General features: G+C 60.2%; 16 protein-coding genes. 12 read left to right on the top strand and 4 right to left on the bottom strand.

Features of this window, described 5'->3' with window-relative positions; genetic code table 11:
- Nucleotides 1-152: 152 nt before the first annotated feature.
- On the top strand, nt 153-1,433 hold the full coding sequence (gene repC, locus ACRARE_RS20895; RefSeq protein ID WP_081940158.1) for a plasmid replication protein RepC: 1,281 nt from the start codon (nt 153-155) through the stop codon (nt 1,431-1,433).
- Nucleotides 1,434-1,445: 12 nt separating this feature from the next.
- Here repC and ACRARE_RS20890 read toward each other — a convergent pair whose 3' ends face one another.
- Nucleotides 1,446-2,555, bottom strand: coding sequence for a tyrosine-type recombinase/integrase (locus ACRARE_RS20890; RefSeq protein WP_008335646.1), 1,110 nt, complete (start codon nt 2,553-2,555; stop codon nt 1,446-1,448).
- A gap of 113 nt (nt 2,556-2,668) precedes the next feature.
- Here ACRARE_RS20890 and ACRARE_RS20885 point away from each other — a divergent pair, with 113 nt between their 5' ends.
- The 7 genes from ACRARE_RS20885 (at nt 2,669) to ACRARE_RS20855 (ending at nt 10,120) form a co-directional block, all read left to right on the top strand.
- Nucleotides 2,669-3,553, top strand: coding sequence for a DUF1403 family protein (locus ACRARE_RS20885; RefSeq protein ID WP_008335645.1), 885 nt, complete (start codon nt 2,669-2,671; stop codon nt 3,551-3,553).
- Between the two features lie 2 nt (nt 3,554-3,555).
- Nucleotides 3,556-4,146: an SMC-Scp complex subunit ScpB gene (gene scpB, locus ACRARE_RS20880; RefSeq protein WP_027246250.1), complete on the top strand. Its 591-nt coding sequence runs from the start codon at nt 3,556-3,558 to the stop codon at nt 4,144-4,146.
- A 309-nt stretch (nt 4,147-4,455) separates the two neighbouring features.
- Nucleotides 4,456-5,790, top strand: a complete 1,335-nt coding sequence (locus tag ACRARE_RS20875) for a DUF4365 domain-containing protein (RefSeq protein ID WP_008335641.1) — start codon at nt 4,456-4,458, stop codon at nt 5,788-5,790.
- The gene (locus ACRARE_RS20870) at nt 5,787-7,262 is read left to right on the top strand and encodes an argonaute/piwi family protein (RefSeq protein ID WP_008335638.1); all 1,476 of its coding nucleotides are present in this window, start codon (nt 5,787-5,789) and stop codon (nt 7,260-7,262) included. The genes ACRARE_RS20875 and ACRARE_RS20870 overlap by 4 nt, the downstream gene beginning before the upstream one ends.
- A gap of 244 nt (nt 7,263-7,506) precedes the next feature.
- The gene (locus ACRARE_RS20865; protein WP_008335637.1) at nt 7,507-8,106 is read left to right on the top strand and encodes a helix-turn-helix domain-containing protein; all 600 of its coding nucleotides are present in this window, start codon (nt 7,507-7,509) and stop codon (nt 8,104-8,106) included.
- Nucleotides 8,099-9,316, top strand: a complete 1,218-nt coding sequence (locus tag ACRARE_RS20860) for a type II toxin-antitoxin system HipA family toxin (protein ID WP_027246249.1) — start codon at nt 8,099-8,101, stop codon at nt 9,314-9,316. The genes ACRARE_RS20865 and ACRARE_RS20860 overlap by 8 nt, the downstream gene beginning before the upstream one ends.
- Nucleotides 9,317-9,328: 12 nt before the next feature.
- A complete protein-coding gene (locus tag ACRARE_RS20855) occupies nt 9,329-10,120 on the top strand; it encodes an AbiJ-NTD4 domain-containing protein (protein ID WP_008335632.1) in 792 nt (263 codons plus the stop codon).
- Nucleotides 10,121-10,329: 209 nt separating this feature from the next.
- Here ACRARE_RS20855 and ACRARE_RS20850 read toward each other — a convergent pair whose 3' ends face one another.
- The 3 genes from ACRARE_RS20850 to ACRARE_RS20840 form a co-directional block, all read right to left on the bottom strand.
- Nucleotides 10,330-11,508: a reverse transcriptase family protein gene (locus ACRARE_RS20850; protein WP_050772053.1), complete on the bottom strand. Its 1,179-nt coding sequence runs from the start codon at nt 11,506-11,508 to the stop codon at nt 10,330-10,332.
- Between the two features lie 199 nt (nt 11,509-11,707).
- Nucleotides 11,708-12,967 (bottom strand): phosphoribosyltransferase-like protein, encoded by a 1,260-nt coding sequence (locus ACRARE_RS20845; RefSeq protein ID WP_139199595.1) that lies wholly within the window; start codon nt 12,965-12,967, stop codon nt 11,708-11,710.
- A gap of 78 nt (nt 12,968-13,045) precedes the next feature.
- Complete coding sequence (locus tag ACRARE_RS20840; protein ID WP_200813253.1) at nt 13,046-13,627, bottom strand: plasmid pRiA4b ORF-3 family protein; 582 nt, start codon at nt 13,625-13,627, stop codon at nt 13,046-13,048.
- 922 nt (nt 13,628-14,549) lie between these two features.
- Between ACRARE_RS20840 and ACRARE_RS20835 the strand changes: the two genes are divergently transcribed.
- The 4 genes from ACRARE_RS20835 (at nt 14,550) to ACRARE_RS20820 (ending at nt 18,767) form a co-directional block, all read left to right on the top strand.
- The gene (locus ACRARE_RS20835; protein ID WP_008335621.1) at nt 14,550-14,888 is read left to right on the top strand and encodes a DUF736 domain-containing protein; all 339 of its coding nucleotides are present in this window, start codon (nt 14,550-14,552) and stop codon (nt 14,886-14,888) included.
- Nucleotides 14,889-15,523: 635 nt separating this feature from the next.
- Entirely contained in the window at nt 15,524-15,700 is a 177-nt protein-coding gene (locus tag ACRARE_RS20830) for a hypothetical protein (RefSeq protein WP_165198475.1), read from the top strand.
- Nucleotides 15,701-16,225: 525 nt separating this feature from the next.
- A complete protein-coding gene (locus tag ACRARE_RS20825; RefSeq protein WP_432658385.1) occupies nt 16,226-16,846 on the top strand; it encodes a helix-turn-helix domain-containing protein in 621 nt (206 codons plus the stop codon).
- On the top strand, nt 16,839-18,767 hold the full coding sequence (locus ACRARE_RS20820; RefSeq protein WP_432658382.1) for a relaxase/mobilization nuclease domain-containing protein: 1,929 nt from the start codon (nt 16,839-16,841) through the stop codon (nt 18,765-18,767). Before ACRARE_RS20825 ends, ACRARE_RS20820 begins: the two co-directional genes overlap by 8 nt.
- The last annotated feature ends 7 nt before the right edge of the window (nt 18,768-18,774 follow it).

Below are 18,774 nucleotides of genomic sequence, written 5' to 3'. Positions count from 1 at the left end.
AAAGAAAAGCCCCCAAGCGGTGTGGCCTGAGAGCTGATCTTAATGGTTTGGTCACCTTCAAGATAAGTCTCGCAGGATTCACTGTCAACGACGAACGCTCCTGAGCGAACGGCTTTCTTTTGCCTCCACATAAACGGAGGTGAGATACAGGCATGAAACATACAGGTTGGCGCAAGCCGACACCGGGTCTTGGGGTTGCTGAGCAACTTGCCCAAGCCGGTGAACGGGTAGCAGTACCCAAAACACGGGCATTCGTGGCACTTAAGCGCGTGGGGGCACATATCGGCTTGAAGGCCGGAGACATGTTGCTCCTCGACACGCTCGGGGCCTTTACCCAGGCCCAGGACTGGGAGGAGGGGCAGCGTCCGATCGTCTGGGCGTCGAACGCCTATCTGATGGAGCAAACGGGTTTTTCGCTGTCTGCCCTCAAGCGCCACGCGCGGCGCCTTGCTGAGATCGGCGTGATCTCCTTCCAGGATAGCCCCAATGGCAAGCGGTGGGGCCGCAGAGACGTCGATGGCCGCATCGTCGAGGCCTATGGCTTCGATCTGTCGCCGCTCTCAGCCCGTGTCGAGGAGTTCGAGGAGCTTCATGCTGAGTTGCAGGCTGAACGCGAGCTCTGCCTACGCCTGAAGCGCCAGATCACTGTGGCGCGCCGGATGATCCGAGCCCGGATCGAGGCAGCTCTCAGCAGCGCTCTGCGTGGGCCCTGGAGGCAATTCACGGGGCTTTTTGAGGAGCTTCTGGAACGACTTCCGCGCCGTCATGAAGCTTCAGAGCAGTTGGAGCGGCTATTGGCATGGTTCAAGGAACTCCAAGAACGGGTCGAGGCGGCTTATCTTAAGGCGACTGTTGCGACAAAACCTGTGGAAAACACCGATGATAAACACGCCCAAGTCACGAAGAAGACTCAAGAAATGAACCCCAGGGAGGTCATTTCTGAACCTCATATACTAATTACAAACCAACTTAATCCTGTAACTAGTAATTCCTCTGAAAAAGAGGAAGCGGCGGGTGTGGTGCCTAATGCCCAACCCGAAGAGCGGGTTGATAGGGAGCTGGAAGACTGGGTTGCCGAGGTACGCAAGAAGCGGACAGCGCTCGATCTGCCGACAATCATGCAGGCCTGTCCGGAATTCGCATCCTGGGCGCGGAATTTGGGTGGATTCCTGAAAGATTGGGGCGATCTGCACCGGGTTGCCGGTCAACTCAGGCCGATGATCGGGATCTCTGAGCATGCCTGGAACGTGGCGCAGGACCGAATGGGCACCCAGGTGGCCACGGCCGCGTTTGCCCTCGTCTTCGAGAAGCACAGTGCGGGCGAGGTTGCCTCGCCGGGCGGCTATCTGCGGGGCATGGTCGAGAAGGCCGGGGCAGGGGAGCTGCATCTCGAGCGCAGCTTCTATGGTAGGCTCAGTGGGCAGGCGGCGTGATAGGGCAGGGGCTCAGAGACCGGCGGCTTTGGTCAGGTTCACCCGGAACCGGTCCCGGCGGCGCTGATAGCGGCGGGTCATCTCGGCGGAAGCGTGGCCGAGGTGTTTCTGGACGTAGCGCTCGTCGACTTCGGCGGAGCTGGCGAGACCGGCGCGCAACGAATGGCCGGAGAACAGCGCCAGGCGGTCTTTCTCAGGCAGGTCCGACCGGATGCCGGCGTCGAGCACGGTGCGCTTGATCAGGCGCGCGACGTGTTTGTCGTTGAGGCGTGTCTCCAGCGCCTTCTTGCCGTCCCGCGAGGTGCCGACAAAGATTGGGCCAAAGTCGATCTTGGCGAAGTGCAGCCATTGTTCGAGCGCATGGACAGGGCAGGTCTGATCCTTGGAGCCGCGGCCGATCTCGACCTCGCGCCAGCCGGTCTTGGCATTGAGGGTGAGCAGGGTGCCCTTGTCGAACACTTCAACCCAGCCGCCCGAGTCCGGCGTGTCGTCCTTGTGGACATCGAGGCTGACGATTTCCGAGCGACGAAGGCCGCCGGCGTAGCCCAGCAGCAGGATCGCGCGATCCCTGAGGCCGCGCAGGTCAAAAGGCAGGGTGGCCACCATCGCAAGGATGTCATCGGCCAGGATCGCTTCCTTTTGCACCGGCGGACGGGCGTGTTTGCGTTTGATCCCGGCCAGCACGGTGGCGATATGGCGGTTCTTGCGATCGAGGGCAAAGCCGCGCTGCGCATAGTTCCAGGCGAGGCCCGACAGGCGGCGGTCGATGGTGCTGACCGATAGGGCAGGGGAGGGGCCCGCTCCGGACGCCAGGTCCGCAAGGTAGAGCCCGATCATTTCGGGCGACGGGGGCAGAGTCTCCGCGCCCTTCATCCGGCACCAGCGCGCGAAATGCGCCCAGTCTTTCGCATAGGCCTTCAGCGTATTGTCCGAGGCCGCGGCGCGCGCATAGTCGCGCGCGGTATCCACCAGCCGATCGAGCGTGCCTGAACCAGCCACAAAGGAAGGAAGGCTCAAAGCCTCGCTGCTGGGATGATCTCTCTCGTTGTTCTCGCTGACCGAAGGCCCATTTGGCGGCTTTGAGATCGATTTCTCGTTGTTTTCTGACATGTCGCTGAGCATATTCTTTGGTGTCCGATAATGCAAACTTATTGGACATGACTGCGAGCGACAAGGTGGGGCGGTTTATGTGCTATTTTCTGGTAGAAAGCGCCGCGCTGATATAGGCTGCAGGCATGACATTTGCCCGGCCGGATCACATCGTCGACCTCGACACGTTACCCCGGATGCCCGCCTGGGTCACCTCTGCACGCGCTGAAACCCTTGAAGATGTTGCGTTTTTGTCGGGTTCGGCGCTGAACCACCTGCATCTTATGTTGGGACGCGCGGAGGTGCCCCAAGCCTTGTTTCGGGACCGGCTCGCGCTGCGCGCGGCCGAGGCTTGTATCGCGTTCTCTGGGCGGCCGGAGCGGGCAGGGGAGCTGCGCGACGCGGTGCACCTGCTGCGACCCGGCGATCTGCCCGGACCGGCGGGCGAAACTAGCCTCGCCTGGCGACGCGCTGTGGAACGGCCGGTATCGATCAAGGCTCTGGGTCGAGCCTTGCCCAGCTTCGACCTCCGCCAAATTGCCGCGTGGCTTGATGTGGGGAAAGGGGCGCCGGTAACCTGGGCCGCGAAGGTGTTGGAGGCGGTACTGCACGAGGTGCCGCGCGCAGATGTAGTAGGACTGATCCTCGCGGATGCGGCCCTCGCTCAGGCACTCGGCTGGGATCATCTCGTGCCGCTTCTGGCCCCAGCCCTGAAACGCGCCGACCTGCGCAAGCATGGCGAAGACCTGCGTCTCGCCTGTCATCGGGCGCTCGTCTCATCGGCAGTCGAGGCCGTGCGCCTTGCCGCTGACCTCGAGCGCCGAACGACGCATCTGAAATCCGTCGCGCCGAAACTCCGGGCCAAGGGGGCAGGGCAGGCGGTCGAGTTGTTCCTGACCAGCGATGCGGTTGCCCCTTCGGCGCTGCCCTTGCCGGATCGCGCCGCGCGGCGGCTCTGCGATCGGTTGGTCGACCTCGGCGCTGTGCGCGAGCTGACCGGGCGGGACACCTTCCGGCTTTACGGGGTATAGTGATGGCCAAGGATCGCCCCGAACTTGAGCTTGACCGCGAGTTGTCCGATCTGCCGCCCGAGCTGCGCTGGCGGGAATGGATGCGCCGGATCGAGGCCGTGCTCTTCGCCAGTGCCTCGCCAGTGCCGCGCGAAGACCTTGCCCGCGTGGTGGGGCAGGCGGCTTCGGTCGAATTGCTGGTCGAGGACCTTGCCGCCGATCTGGAAGGGCGGGCCTTCGAGATCGCTCGGGTCACTGGCGGCTGGATGTTCCGGACGCGGGCCGCCTACGCGCCCGCGATCCGCGCAGCGGCAGATGTCGGGAACCAGTTTCTGGATCTGAGCGAGTTCGACGTCGCGGTCCTGGCCGCCATCGCCTACCATCAACCGATCACCCGCGACGGGCTCAAGGACATCTTCGGCAAGGAGATCAGCCGCGACCTGATAGGGCGGCTGCATTCGCGCAACCTGATCGGGACCGGGCCAAAGTCGCCCAGGCGAGGGGCCCCCTATACCTTCGTCACCACCGAGCAGTTCCTGGTCGCTTTTGGGTTGGAGAGTCTGCACGATCTTCCCGATCGGGAGCAGTTGGAGGATGCGGGGGTTGTGGGGTAGCTGCTTCAAGTGGGCGTCGGCTGACGAACTGGAATCCTCGGCATAGAATTCATCCCGACTTTGCTCTCGCGGAATCTACCTCTGGGCATCATCGTCGGCAGCAACGAATTCCATCGTGAGGACAACGTCAGTCGTTTTGAAATCTGGTCGGGAAAGCTTGATAGACCTATTGACCGGTCAGTCCAAGGGTCGCCTACCCAGTTCATCTGCGATCATTCAATCCATCATGGCCTACATGTAGTATCCGAGGCCTTACGAAACGCTGATTGAAGTGCTATCTCTTTCATATGGAAGGTACGGGTTATTGGCGTGAACAAGAAGATTACTGCCAGTCAGCGCATTGGCGAAATCGGGGAGAAGGCGGCTAATCTTCAATTCTTGCGAATTGGGTTCCAATTCGATGGGCGTTCACGGCTGGAAGCGGGGATAGACGGCATCGCTGAGGTGATGGACGATGATCAGCCGACAGCGAAGATGATTGCCGTTCAGGTCAAGGCTACTGAGCGTGGCAGCTATGTCGGCGAGACGGACGCCGGTTTCACCTATCGTGTCCGCGCTTCAGATTTCGACTACTGGCGCGGCTCCAACCTACCCGTGATCCTTGTTCTCTACAGGCAATCAGATGACACGTTCTTCTGGAAATCGCTCGAAAACCTCGTTGGCGAGGCCGAACGCACATTGCAGTTCGACAAGGAGCGCGACGTCTTGGACGGACGTGCGAAGAATCACCTCGCTGCCCTGACCGTCGCCAAGCAAGGACACGGTTACTACGTCCCGCCACTTGGGGGAGGGGAGGAAGCGATCATCAACATGGTGCCATTGCAGCTTCCTGAGGAAATCTTCGTCGCACAGACACAGCTCTCTACCCAGAAGGCGCTCGCCCGGATGAATAAGGTCCGGGACGGCCAGCGGTACGATTGGATGGTCGATGAAACCTCGCTTTGGACATTCTGCGACCCACTAACCACACCCGTTCGCGACCTGGTCGAACGGGATCAGGTCGAACGGATCGAAACCGACTTTCTGGCACAACACGACGCAGTGGATCAGCAATACAAATTTGCGGGTCTGTTGCGACATACTCTGGGCCATGACTTTCGGGATTTGCTTGGATGGGACCGAAAGAAAAAGCAGTTCTACTTCTTGCCAACACCTGGAGGCGTCGCGCGCAAGTTTCGCTATCTTGGTGCGAAGCAGAAGACACAGGCAGACGTTGTCAGCGTCTATCAGAAGTCGAAGGGGGAGGGGCCCATCGACTATGTGCGGCACCATTCATTCCATCCCCGGTTCGAGCGCTTGGCGGACCAATGGTACCTGATCATCAACCCATCCTACTATTTCACTTCGGATGGAGAGCGCGCGCTCAACTATCCGGATGCCTTGTTGTCCGGGAAGAAGCGCCTCGACACAAACAACACCGTTCGAGGCCAGGTGATCATGTGGCATCGATTGCTGTCAGGTATGGAATTTGAAGATGCCGGCGAACTGCTGGCACCCGACACCAAGACGGATCGTATCATCAAGTTTGGTGACCCGCCTTCCATCGAACTGCCAAAGAGTGTGCCCGAGGACGTGTGGGGCGCGAAGGCGCAGAAGTCGAAGAAGCCGTCCGGCTCGAATGAACAAGGCAGCTTTGACCTATGAGCGACTTCAAGACAAAGATCTTCCCGGAGCCTGAACTGGAATTTGGTGACCAACACCATCATCCTGATCCACGATTGGGGTTGCTACAGGCGGGCCCGTTGCAAACGAACCTGGGGGACACGATCAAAGTCGGCGTTGTTGGCAGCGCTCTGACCGTCGAAAAATCAGGCGAGTTTCTGAATGCGATCGAAGATGGGTTCGAGGGTAAGACCGAAAAGCACCCGAACCTGCACCCGGACTTCCCTGGGTTGAGAAACCAGAACCCCTATCGGTGCCGGTTTGAAATGGTGGCTGCCGAAGATGGAGTGCTGACGAAAGGTCAGATCGAGAAGATTGCCAAGGAACCGAGCGATGCGCGTGCTGTGGAGATAGCCGTCGACGCAGTTATGGCGCAACTGGAAAAGTTGGAGGCGCATCATGAACGGCCGGACGTGGTCATGGTTTCTCTCCCTGTCAAGTTGATCGAACGGGTCTGGAGAAACGAGCGGGCGCGCGATGACGAAGGTATAGAGGGCGAAGCGGCCGACGCGAAAGCTGGCAGAGAAACCTCTCCGAACTTCCGTGGCTTGCTCAAGGCCAGAGCGATGGACCTCAGATTCTCAATTCAGATTGTCTGGGAGGATGTCATCAACCCCGATGCCAAGATCCCTCGCAAGATCAAGGAGAACTCTGACCGCCAAACCCAAGATCGAGCTGACCTCGCATGGAACCTCATGACGACGCTCTACTACAAGGGCAGCGGCAAGGTGCCCTGGCGCAGATTGCCGGAAGAAGGCGAGTTCACCGCCTGTTACATTGGCATCAGCTTTTTCAAGGATGCCGAAACCGACGAGATATGGACCAGTGCTGCGCAAATGTTCGACGAGCGGGGCAGAGGGTTCATTCTTAGAGGCGGTCCTGCGCAGTCAGAGTCGCGGGGTCGCCACCCGTTCCTCACTATCGATGAGGCTCACAAGCTTACCGAGAGCGCCTTGGCCGCCTACAAGTCGGTCCATAGAACGATGCCGGCACGCGTGATCGTCATGAAGACGTCGCGCTTTCGCGAGGACGAGGCCGAGGGTGTTGGCAAGGCGCTCGACGAGGCAGGTGTGGAACTGCGCGATCTCGTTTGGATTCATGAGAGCTATTCAGTCAAGGTGCTGCGCGACGGCGACTTCCCTGTCCTCCGCGGCACCTTCGTTGAACTGGACGGCAATGGGCTGCTCTATACCAACGGCAGCATTCCCTACTATGGGACCTATCCTGGCCTCTATGTCCCGAACCCCCTGTTGCTCTGTCCGCACCCGCAAAGCGAGAGCACGATCGAACAGATTGCGAAGGAAGTTTTCAGCCTCACGAAGGTGAACTGGAACTCGACCCAGATGAACCAACGCTTGCCGATTCCGATCCGAGCAGCCCGTAAGGTTGGTGACGTGTTGAAATACGTTCCCTCGGGGCAAAAGGTCAGCAGTGACTATCGGAAGTACATTTAGAAGCTGCACACGGAGCACGCCGTCGGCTCCGTGGCTGCTGTTAAGAGCATCTGATCGTCGATCCTCGAAGCTCCCAAGTTTCCAGCGGATCTTTTTTCGGCAAGTGACTTCTCTGGCGTTTGATACATAAAAGAACATCACGCGCATGCCTTGATGTAGAATTCTACATCAATCTTGAAGTCTGCTTCAGTGAGTGATATGTTTATGAATATCATAGATGGCAAACGAAGCAGCAAGATAGATCATGAGTTACGCAATAGAGCACATCGCAGAGTCGCTCAAAGCCGCGCGGGAACGCAAAGGGATCTCTCAGCGCGCGCTCAGTGCGAAGGCTGGGGTTCCACAGAGCCACATCTCCAAGATCGAGAACGGGGCGGTCGATCTGCGTCTGTCCAGCCTGGTCGAGCTTGCACGTGTACTTGATCTGGAATTGACTCTGGTCCCGCGCAAGAAGCTGCCTGCCGTTCGGGCGATCATTCGCGGTGATGATGATGGTCACCGTGACGTTCAGAGCGCGCGTAAGGCGACGAACCTATTGCAGCGCCTTGATGACCAGATAGCAGCGCTTCCCAGTGAAACGCTCTCTGAGATTGTCGTTCAGGAGTTGCAGCGCCGGGCGCGCGAATTGATGCACTTCAAGCTTTCAGCCGATGATGTTGTTCAGTTGCAAGAAGCGTCTGCTGCCATGCAGGAGTTCCTGAGCGATCCGCGCAATCTGGAAGCGGTCGAGCAGGCGCAGAGCCAGTTGCGCATGCTGCGCAACGCACTCGCCCATGGGGCGGGTGTATCTGCACCATCCTTACCGCGTCCGGCCTATCGTCTGGATGGTGACGATCATGGCTGATGTCAGTGTCCTTGAAGTCCTGCTCTACGGAGAGCCGATAGGTACGTTGACGCGGGTCAGCGGTGATACCTCGCTCTTTGCTTTCTCTGAAGGCTATGTCGCCGATGCGGGCAGGCCGGTTCTGAGCCTCGGTTTCAAGAATGAGCTTGGGGAACTGACCACTGATTTCGGTACGCAGAACATGCACCTGCTGCCCTTCTTCTCCAATCTTCTGCCCGAAGGTCACATGCGAGACTATCTCGCCGAGCGCGCGGGCGTGAAGCCCGTCCGTGAATTTTTCCTGCTCTGGGTTCTCGGCGAGGACCTTCCCGGTGCGGTCACTGTTCGGCCCGCCGATGGTGAGGCGTGGCCCCCCGACGCTGATGATGGTGAAGATCATCACGATGATCATCGAGATCAGGCGCTGAGGTTCTCGCTGGCAGGCGTTCAGTTGAAGTTCTCGGCTTTGGGAGACAAACAAGGCGGTCTTGCGATTCCGGCCAAGGGGGTCGGCGGCTCCTGGATCGTCAAGTTGCCAGCGCAAGGCTTCGATGCTGTCCCCGAGAATGAATTCTCGATGATGACGCTCGCGCGTCTCTGCGGCATGGATGTTCCGCCGATAAGGCTGATCGATGTTGCCGACATCGGCAACCTGCCCGAGGGCATGGATAAGGTCAGCGGTCAGGCGCTGGCGGTCGAAAGATTTGACCGTCTAAGTGATGGCAGCGCTGTTCACATTGAAGACTTCGCGCAGGTCTTTCGCGTTTATCCCAAGGACAAGTACGAGAAGGCAAGCCAGCGCAACATCGCACAGGTACTGGCCGCTGAATGCGGAGAGGCCGACATCGCCGAGTTTATCCGGCGGCTGACTTTCAATGTGCTGATCGGCAATGCCGACATGCACCTCAAGAACTGGTCGCTGATCTATCCGGATCGTAGGCAGGCAGCGCTCGCGCCGTGTTACGATTTTGTTTCGACCATTGCCTACATAGACGACGACAAGGCGGCGCTCACCTTTAGCCGCACCAAGAAGTTCTCCGGGTTCTCGAAGGACGAGCTGTCGCACCTGGCTGCAAACGCCGGTTTATCCGAGAAGCTGGTTCTGGGAACCGCACGCGAGACTGTCGCGCGCTTCCATGAGCACTGGCAGGCCGAAAAGGGAAACCTGCCGCTGACCGCGGATGCGATCAAGGCGATCGAAGCCCATTTGCACACAGTGCCGATAGCGTAGGGGATTGGCAGAATGGCAGAGAGTTTTTCGAACCGGCACGGCTACCGCAGCGCAGCCGCGGAGATAACCGTTCACGAGGACGCGCCCGAAAACCTGCGCTATGCGATCCCGCTGATTGGGCAGGACATCGGCATGAGCCCGTCCGCCATGCGCCGGATCATCTGTCAGGTGTTGCTCGTCCCGCCTGACCGGAACAACTGGTCGGAGCACCCCAACATCTGGGAAGAGGTCGTTGGGCTACTTGCCGACTGTCCTTGGTACAAGGTCTATGACATTGCTGAAGCGTTCCATACGGCACTCGCGCAAGGGTTCAACGACAATGCAAGCAGGTTCGATGGCCGGCTGAACCAGTTTTTTGTCGAAAATGGCATCGGCTGGCATATGAACGACGGCCAGATAGTCTATCGCGGCTCCGAAGCATTTACCGGCGCGACACAAGAGGCCGTCGAAATCCTCGAACATACCGGGCGCAGTGCCGCCGCACGCGAGATCCACGAAGCGCTGCGCGATATTTCTCGGCGGCCAGAGCCGGATGTGACCGGGGCAATCCAGCATGCCTGCGCAGCGATGGAAGCGACCGCGCGGGATCTGGCCGGCGATTCCAAAGCAACATTCGGCCAGCTTGTAAAGCGATTGGACCTTCCAAAACCTCTTGATACCGCAGCCGAGAAACTGTGGGGCTATGCGTCCAACAACGCTCGTCACGGGTTGGAAGGACAGCAGGTTGATACGCCAGAGGCCGAGCTGGTTGTCAGTGTAGCCTGCGCGGTCTGCACCTATTTGGCCAAACGCGCGGTGATATAGCGGCCCGAACAGTCTGATGAAGTGACTGGGATTTCAGAGATACTGGAGCAACGCAGAAGGCCGACACTTAATTCACAGGACCGGTTCAAAATCAGTGCGATCTCAGGCTGGAAAGACCTTCTAGGTTCTCCGGTGGTGATTTGAGCTCAGAAGCTTCTCCAAATTGATGAAAATCCGTAGGTAGAAGACGCCCATCGAACAGATTAAATTCACCTCCTTGTCTGCGACCAATCTGACGAGTCTAAAATCGCCCGACATTTCGCCGCATAGACCGGATCGATCTGACCGGCGAACGCGATCAGGCCCAACAGATGTTGGCGGAGGCCTTCAACGGAGGCGAATCCGCGCCGCGCTGCATGTTGAACCGGCCCCTGATCGGGAGCGCTTATGTGATACAGGTGCTTTCGAAGCCGCGAGCGGAAATCGCGGGTCAGCTTCGGCGTGTCTCCGTCCACCAAAAGGCCGAGCACGACTTTCCGTGCTCCCGGAGAAACAATCGTCGTCTTGGATTGGTTCGGCGCCAGTCCTCGAGCAGCCAGGGTCTCATAGACTCGCCCTACCAGATCATGTGCGCGGGATCTTCCAAACGACTTTCGTGTCGTTGAAAAGGTGAGATCGTCTGCATAGCGCGAGTATCGGACGCCGAAGGTCTTCGCGATAGCAGTCAGTCTTTCATCTAGGTCGCGCACTGCGAGATTGGCCAACATTGGACTGGTTGGTGCGCCTTGCGGCAAGACGCCAAGCAGGTCTCGTGGATAAAGCGATGTCAAGGACGAGTGCCGAAACTTGGGCGTTCGTCGCTGAGGCAAGACAGCAGTATCGTTGCGATGTTTGTCGCGGAGACGGGTGCACAAGCGCGCAAGCTCAAACGCGACCAGCGGCTGGTAGCCCCGCTCCAAAAACACCCGATGCACGTCGATTTCAGTCAGCGATTCGAAGAAGTTCCGCAGATCAATCTTGACCATCCAAACTGCGCGGCAGTGGCGCGCCGCGGCCTGGGCCAACCGAGACCCTGGTGCAAACGCCGTGCTCGCCGAATGGCAGGGTGCGTGGCGCAGGACTTCGGACGCGATCCAAGTCTGGACTCTCAGCAAGGGCGGCTCAGGCACGGCAATTGTTCGATAGCGCGGAGGTTGGCCCGGGATCGGGCGCTTGCGGATCGAGAACTCCCGATAAGGGTCCGCATCCTGCCTTGAGGCATATGTTTTCAAAATACCGACATCGACGCCCGCCAAATGCCCCAGATGGCCAAGGGTGAGGATCGGCGGGCCGGGACTTGGCTGCCGCAATGTGTGTTCAGCTGTCGCGATTGCATTATTGAGGATGGATTCATCCACTCCTGCCGCAAGGCCTTCGGCGAAGTAGCGTTGAGAGTTCCACGTTCGCATCTACTATCCACCCTTCAGGGTGAGCTTGATCGGATCGCAAGTCAGCCTACCGCTGCGGCGACCGCAAGGTCGTGCGGTTCGATCAAGTTGAGCATCAAGCGAAAGCTTGACCGTGAGCCCATCGCAATCGACGGCCCAGGCATCACCTCCTGCGGGCAGGACGTGACACCAACGGTGCCGGTCGTTACCCCGGCAACCACTAGACATCGCGTGGCGCTCTCAACGCATTCGGAAAGTACATCGTGTCGTCGCCTTGGGGAAGGGGGCTCTTGCGGTCTTGGCGAATCAGTCGTGACGCAACCATCCGCCCTCGTTCGGTCAGTTGATGCGACGCGTTTATCCAACCCCAACCTTTCAAGCGGTCAAGGATTTCGCACACATCATCGATGTTCATGCCGAGACGACCCGATATCGCTTCGGAATGACGGGGAGATCGGCGCAGTGCAGACAGGATGATCGTTTCCAAGCTCGTCGGGCGCAGAATTGCCCCGGTATCCGACGCCTTGGCAGACGCTTCAATACGCGCTCTTTCTTTCTCTGGCGTGTGCGGTTCTTGGTAGGGGGAACCAGCTGTACTGGATGCACGCTCCGGTACCAGCGCCGACCATCTTCTTGCATCCTTCCAGAACATCGAAGGTGCATTGTTCGGCATGCCGTGATCAAACGCCAAAAGCGCCCCCACTTCGCCATAGCCCAGGGGTTTGGACCCTGGTGGCGCATAGCGACGACACAGCTCTTCCATCCGCCTGACTTTTCCTCGGGGAAAGACCGTTTGAATTGTTGGGCATCGTGTCACCAAGCTGACGGTGGGCGATGAGGCGTGATCCTTTACGCGTTCGACCCCAGCTTCTGTCCCTGCGTAGGCCACCACTTCGAAACAAAGGCCGGAATGACTGCGCCTCGACCACCAGCTGCGCACTGTCCGCAGCCTCCATGCGGCATTGAGATAGTTGATGACGCGATCTCCACTTCCGATGAAGTCCGTTACCAGAACGAACCGGCGCGCGCGCTTCTCGCGAATTATGTCGGCCCCAGGGTTGAGAAGGATCGACCTTCGATGGCGCTTGTGCAACTGGGTCAGGACGTTGGCGACAACCCCTTCACTGCCTATTTCTTCGGCGACCTGTCGCTGACGAGGCACCAGCGGCGGTCCGACGCGGCCATATGCGCGCACAGTCTTCTTCCCTTTTTGAATTTTACTCGCGCGGGACGTCTCGGGAAACAAACGGTTGGGTTGCCCTTTCCATTTCTTACGCTCTGTTTCGTTGTAAAGCGCCACGGGGTTGGGACCGATCCTCAGGCGGTCTTCAAGGACCCGCGTCAAATCGCGGCGAAAAGCATCACCAGGGACAAGCCGGATGAGGGACGCGAGGATCGCGGCATCCGCCCGGTCCGCTTCTTCGAATTGATCCACCCATGCTTTCACCAACGGCTGCATGATGGTCGAGCTTGTGGTCACGTCGGTACCTCGATCTCAGTTCTTCAAAATGGTTGCGAGGTTCGCCATATGGATCGCGCGCCAAGCCAGCGTCAGGAGTCACTTTAGACCGCGACACTCTTTCGCCCAAACGAACATCGCACCGACGGCAGCATTGGCTTGCTGCACGCTGAACACTTCCGGTTCGAACGCGCCGGCCCATTGCTTTGTATCACGATATTCCGGGTGGCGTTTGTCGGTCAGCGCGTCGAGAAACTCTTCGTAAGAGTAGGGCCCTCCACAGTCCTCTGGCGGGCACGCTCGCGCTCCGGCAACACAGGCGGGAAAGTCCAGATCTGGTCTTCCGGTTGGTTTGCTAACCTTCTCGACAGTGACGAGGTGCCGCCAGCCATCGCCGAAATCATAAGTGTATATGAACTGATTGCCTTTCTTGACCAGCTCGCCAAGAGTAAAGCTCTTTTCGTCCTTCCGGCCATCGTTTGGGTCCCAGCTGTCGTCACTTTCGTCGCGGGCCTCGAACCTGTCTTCGCCAATCTCGAATTCATGCAAATGATAGTCTTGCCAAGGCATAGCGCCCTGGAGAACGGAATGCAGGATGTCCAAGCTGATGTCATTCGGCACGAGGATCCGGCGCCAGATGGGTGGTTTGATGCCAACAAGTTCGATTTTCAGCTCAATCAAAATGTGTTCCGCCTGTCTCAATGGCCCTGCCGTTGAAGTAACTTTTGATTCTTAAGTTGAAGCATTCAAGGGGAACATTGGCCCCTCCTGCCCTTTGGTCAGGACCGCGCCCTACTCGGTCGGCTGCACGCAGCCGCCCGCCCCGAGCTGAAACGCCGCCTCTCGCTGCGACGTGCTGCTGGCGGTGCAGTCTCCTCCGGAGCCAGCCCGGCCAGCCGTCGCATGGTCGTGGCAACGCTTCATCTCGGCCGTTCCGGTTACGGTCGCTTGGGCGGGCGCGTGACAACATCGATCTCGTATCTCGCGTCTCGGCCGGTGTTGCTCCTTGCTTTGCCGGACGTGCCGTGCCGCCCCGTCATCATAGGTCGCAAACGGCGTTCTACGACCGCCGGATTGCCTTGACCGCAGCTGGCATCAGGCCGGTGATGGTCGTGCTGCGCGGATCGCACGTTACGGGGTGCCGTGGAGGGACCGTTCGAAATCCGGGGGGGGCGGAACGGTGTCGAGGCTTCGACGATCTCCCTGCAGCTCTTCCAGACAACACAGATCGGGTTGCCACGGAAACCAGCCGTCGCGGCACGTGAGGCAGGGTCAGCAAAGCTCTGACTGGCCGGGATGCGGCTCGGTGCGAGAGGACAGAAATATCGCCACCACAGGCATTTCTCTCATTCGGTTGTTCACCCTCCTTTCTTCGCGGCCACCGCACTTCTCCTGGTGTCTGAGTTGCATGACATGCTGGTCGCAGCTGTCGACCCGTCCACAAAGGTTGTCGCCGATCTTTTTCCCCTGTCCCTGCGGGCCATTCCGCGCGGAGCAAATAGACCGGCGCCTGCCCCTCTCCGCTACGCTTCGCCTTCGGTGTGACCGGGCCTTGGCCAGCTGCAAGGTGACCATCATTGCAACGCAAACAAGGAGAAGAGCAATGACCACGAACTGCATCAAATTCACCAGCGCCGACATCGAAACCGCCAAGGGCGTCGGCTCCATCTCGACCCTGACCTTCGACCTCGACATCACGGTCGAACCCGTCGCAAGCGCGAACCCGATGGCCCCCACGCACCGTGTCCTCGGACGCTCCCCGCGCGGCAAGCTTGTCGAGTGCGGCGGCATCTGGAAGAAGCAGAACAAGGAGACCGGCGCCGACTACTACACGCTGACCATCCGCGACCACGGCTTCAACGCCAACCTCGGCAAGGCCGCGAACCAGGACGATCTGTCCCTGCAGGCCGTGATCCCCTGGGGCCCAAAAGACGCCGCCTAAGCCAAAGGCCAGACCGCTCCGGCGGTCTGGCTTTTTCTCGTTCCGGGGGAATTTGCCCTCGACCGGTGCACTATCGGTGTCCGAAGAACGCGGCATATTTCGGAAGCGGACGCAGAGGCGGGTCGTCAGACCGGATAGGTCGCGGGCGCGGCTTCGATCTTTCAGTTCAGTGACAGCGTGGATCACGCGCGATGGAGGCGGAACCGAATGACCGCAGGGAGAACTGGGAGCCAACTGAGCGAGCCAAGCGCACCTCTTCCGTCGGTCGAACAACCCGCGCCTAGGTCGTCTTGGCGAAGCTACCAGGGGCGCCGAACTCACCCTGTGCCGCGAGGGTGGAAGTCGCAAATCAACGTCATGCATCCCGGGGCAACGTCTCACGCCAGAGTCACCGCCGCGCGCCTTTCCGTCGACCTGTTGGCCTTAGAGATCGCTAGCCCGGGGTCGAGCGGCCGGCAACGCCGGGGGCAGGTTTCTGGACGGCTGGCGCCTTGAGCGCTGCGGGGCATCGCTCACAACAAACCTGCCCCCAGCGTGCTCCATTTCATTCCGCCCCGTGCAGGGTGCAGCCCGCTCTCATGCCCCCGGTCTTTTCCACGATCCGTCCAACGACGATCAACGGAAAGGATCACACCATGACACTCGAACAATCCATCGACCTCGCCGAACTGCAAGCCGACATGGCTTTCGATGCCTACCTCGCCGCCTTTGATGAAGACGCCCATCCGGAGACACTCGACAGCCTCGAGACCGAGGCTCTGATCGCCCGCAGCCGCTACGACGATCTGCGCAGTCAGGGACTGGGTCACTGACCCAGACACCCCTGCGGGTCTTCGGATCCGCAGGGGTCTGACACTGATCCTTACCAACATTGTGACGCCCCAAACGGGCGTGACACGCGCCATCCCGCGCGGGCCGTTTTCGTGTTTCTGGCGCCCGATCCGTGACCGGCTCGGGCGCTCGGTTTGCCTGACATCGCGTGCTGCTCCAGCGCAAGTTTCAGCAGATTTATTCGACCAGATTGTCGCGCATCGATGAGGACGGCACCGCTCCATGTCGCGCTGCCCAGCGGTCTTGAGTGCACCTCATCGCAAGCAAAAAAACACATCATGCAAAACGTAATATTGCGCAATGTGATGTATTGAAGTATAAGCAAAAGAGAGAAGGAAGACGTTGGCAGGATATGGCCAATGTTTGCACATTTTGTCCGAGGGGTCTGTGATGGGCGTTTCCCGCAAAGCTGAATGCTCCGCCGCACGCGAACGCGATTGCGAGCAATCGCTGCCTCGCGCGCGTTTGCGCATGCATCTTTTCCCTGGAAGCGGGAGAACGTCCTAGTGCCGAGGCCAGCGAAAAACCTGAAGCTTGAGCAGCGCATCGAAGTGGCAAAGCGCTTCGCGGCGGGCGAGAGCGCCAAGGACCTGGCGGCGGCGTTCGGCATCTCCCCGCGCCACGTGAACCGGCTCGCGAAAGAGGAGGCGGGCGAGGGCATCGCGGTGCGCGATCCAAGCGAGACGGTGGCGTTCCGAGCCAGCCGATCCGAGTTGGACGCCTTCGATGCGGAGTGGCGCGAACGGGGCTTTGCCAACCGGTCGCAGGCGCTCAATGCGGTGCTGCGCGGACGGTGTGGTTTCCTCGATGTACCTCGCGATCTGGTCGCGGAATTCTGCGCCGCGTGGCGTCAGGCGAGGGACGTGAACGACGCCGGACTGGTGCTCGCCAAGGCGGTCCATCGTGGTCGGCTGGAGGTCTCGGAGGCGGACCGCGCGGTGCTGATCGAACTACTCGATCTGGCGCAGTCGATGAGCCGTGAGATGGGCCGGATGAAGGATGCGGCGCAGGCGCTGCGTCATCAGGAGTGGCCGCAAAAAGAAGAAGGGCGGGGGGCGGAGAACGAGATCCTGGAGGATGACCCGCGCGCGATCGAGCGCGGATTGAGGCTCGTCAGGAATGGCTGATCCGCTCGCCCTCTACACCTCGGTCATGGGGCGGCTCTGGGAGGATGAGCGCATCCGGGGCCAGGCCGCGGCGCGGATCGACGCGCGGCTGGCGGGGCGTCGGCAGGGGCGGAGTTTTGCGCGCGTCGGCTCGATGTCGGCACGCAACGCGCTGAAGGCGGCGTCGGGTCAGAGCCGCGCGGCGGTGTTCAAACGGATCCGGGCCGGGGGCTGCAAGACGCGTGCCTCGCTCGGTGCGCAGATCTCCTACATCAACGACAAGGCGGTCTACACCTACTCGACGATGACCAATGCGCTGACCGATGCGGCGGTGCTTTCTGAGGAGCAGAAAGAAGACATCATCGAGGACTGGGCCGGGACCTGGCGGGGCTCGACCAAGCTCGGCTTCACCTCGCACATGCTGCTCTCCTTCCCTACCGATGTGACCGTCGACCAGGTCCGTGACATCGCGATGGACTGGACGGAGCATTTCTTCGAGAGCGGTGAATACGGCGACCAATGGGACTATGTCCTCGCGGTTCATGACGACCGGGCGCACAAGCACGCGCATATCATCCTGAACAATCGCGGCGTCGAGAAGGGCACCTGGTTTTCGTGTTGGGCCGAGGGCGTGATGTCGCCGCAGCTCATGCGCGAGAAGCAGGCTGAAATTGCGGAACGCTATGGCGTGATGCTTGATGCCACCACGCGGCTCGAGCGCGGCATTTTCGAGAAGCCCGCCGGGATCGAGGAGATCTACCGCGCCAAGGAAGAGGCTCGCCTGCCGCGCGAGATCGTCATGACGGCCCAGGAAACTGCCATCGCGCAGGCGCAGGTGGTGGGCTTCGCCAAGGACTACAAGAACCTCGCGGATCTGCTGGACCGGATGGACCAGCGCCACATGGCGCGCGCCGTGCGCGGCATGGCGGACGGACTGGGCTCGGGCACGCCGTGGAACTTCACCGAAGGAGAGATAGACATGAAGGACATCAAGACCGTCGGTGATGCGATCGACTATTCCGAGCGCACGATCGAGGCGCTGAGGCTCAAGGCCGAGGAACTGGACCCGGCCGAGCGCGCCGCGTTCGAGGCCAAGGCCGCGCCGATCATCGCGGACCTCTCGCAGATGGTGCCGGACCCGGAGTTGCGCGTGCGCTTCGGCAAGCAGCTCGAAGAACCCTATCCGCCGGGGGCGGGCAGTGAGGTTCTGATCGCCGCGCTGCAGTCGGGCAATGACGAAGGGCTGCGTGACGTGCTCGAGCGGGCCGAGGAGGTCGGGATGGATAGCGAGGAACTGGTGGCGCGGATCAGTGCCGGCGGCACGCGGAACTACGGCATGGCACAGGACTGGGTCGAGCGGGACATGAACGCGGTGCTGGCCAAGGACGGTCTGAGCGTGGAGACCGCGAGTGACGACCAACTCGACGCCGCGCTCGAGAAGGTCGACGGCGTGATGGACGCGCTGATGGAACGCGCCAAGGAACTGGGTGTCGAGATTGGTCGGACCCTCGCGGACGAGGAAGAGGCGACGCTGCCGCTCATCGACGAGGACGACCGGACGCCCAATCCCTACCTGCAGGACCTCGCCCACATGTTGCGCGACGGCAAGCTCAGCGAGGAACAGGAAGAGACGGTCGAGCGGACCCTGCAATCCGAGCTCTTCAAGGAGTTGGGCGAAGAAGGCTTGGCCGAGCTTCGCCGCGGCAACTACGAGGTGCTGGACGCGGCGCTGCCGAGCAAGCTCGATCAGATCACCGTCACGCAGGAGTTCCTTGAGATGACGTTTGAGGAAACCGGCGATCAGGTCTTCACCGACCGCGCTGCCGGGTTGCAGCAGGATAAGGCGACCGAGGTGGCGCGATTGCGCGGCCAGCAGGAGGTGCAGGAGTTGGGGCGTGATCTCGGTCGGGACCGCGGTCTCGATGACGAGATGGAATTCTAAAGGGGAG

Origin of the sequence: Pseudooceanicola aquaeponti, from assembly GCF_050897975.1 — a bacterium.
Taxonomy (GTDB): domain Bacteria; phylum Pseudomonadota; class Alphaproteobacteria; order Rhodobacterales; family Rhodobacteraceae; genus Pseudooceanicola.
Note: the sequence above shows the minus strand (reverse complement) of the source record. Positions and strands in the feature narration are given on the sequence as shown.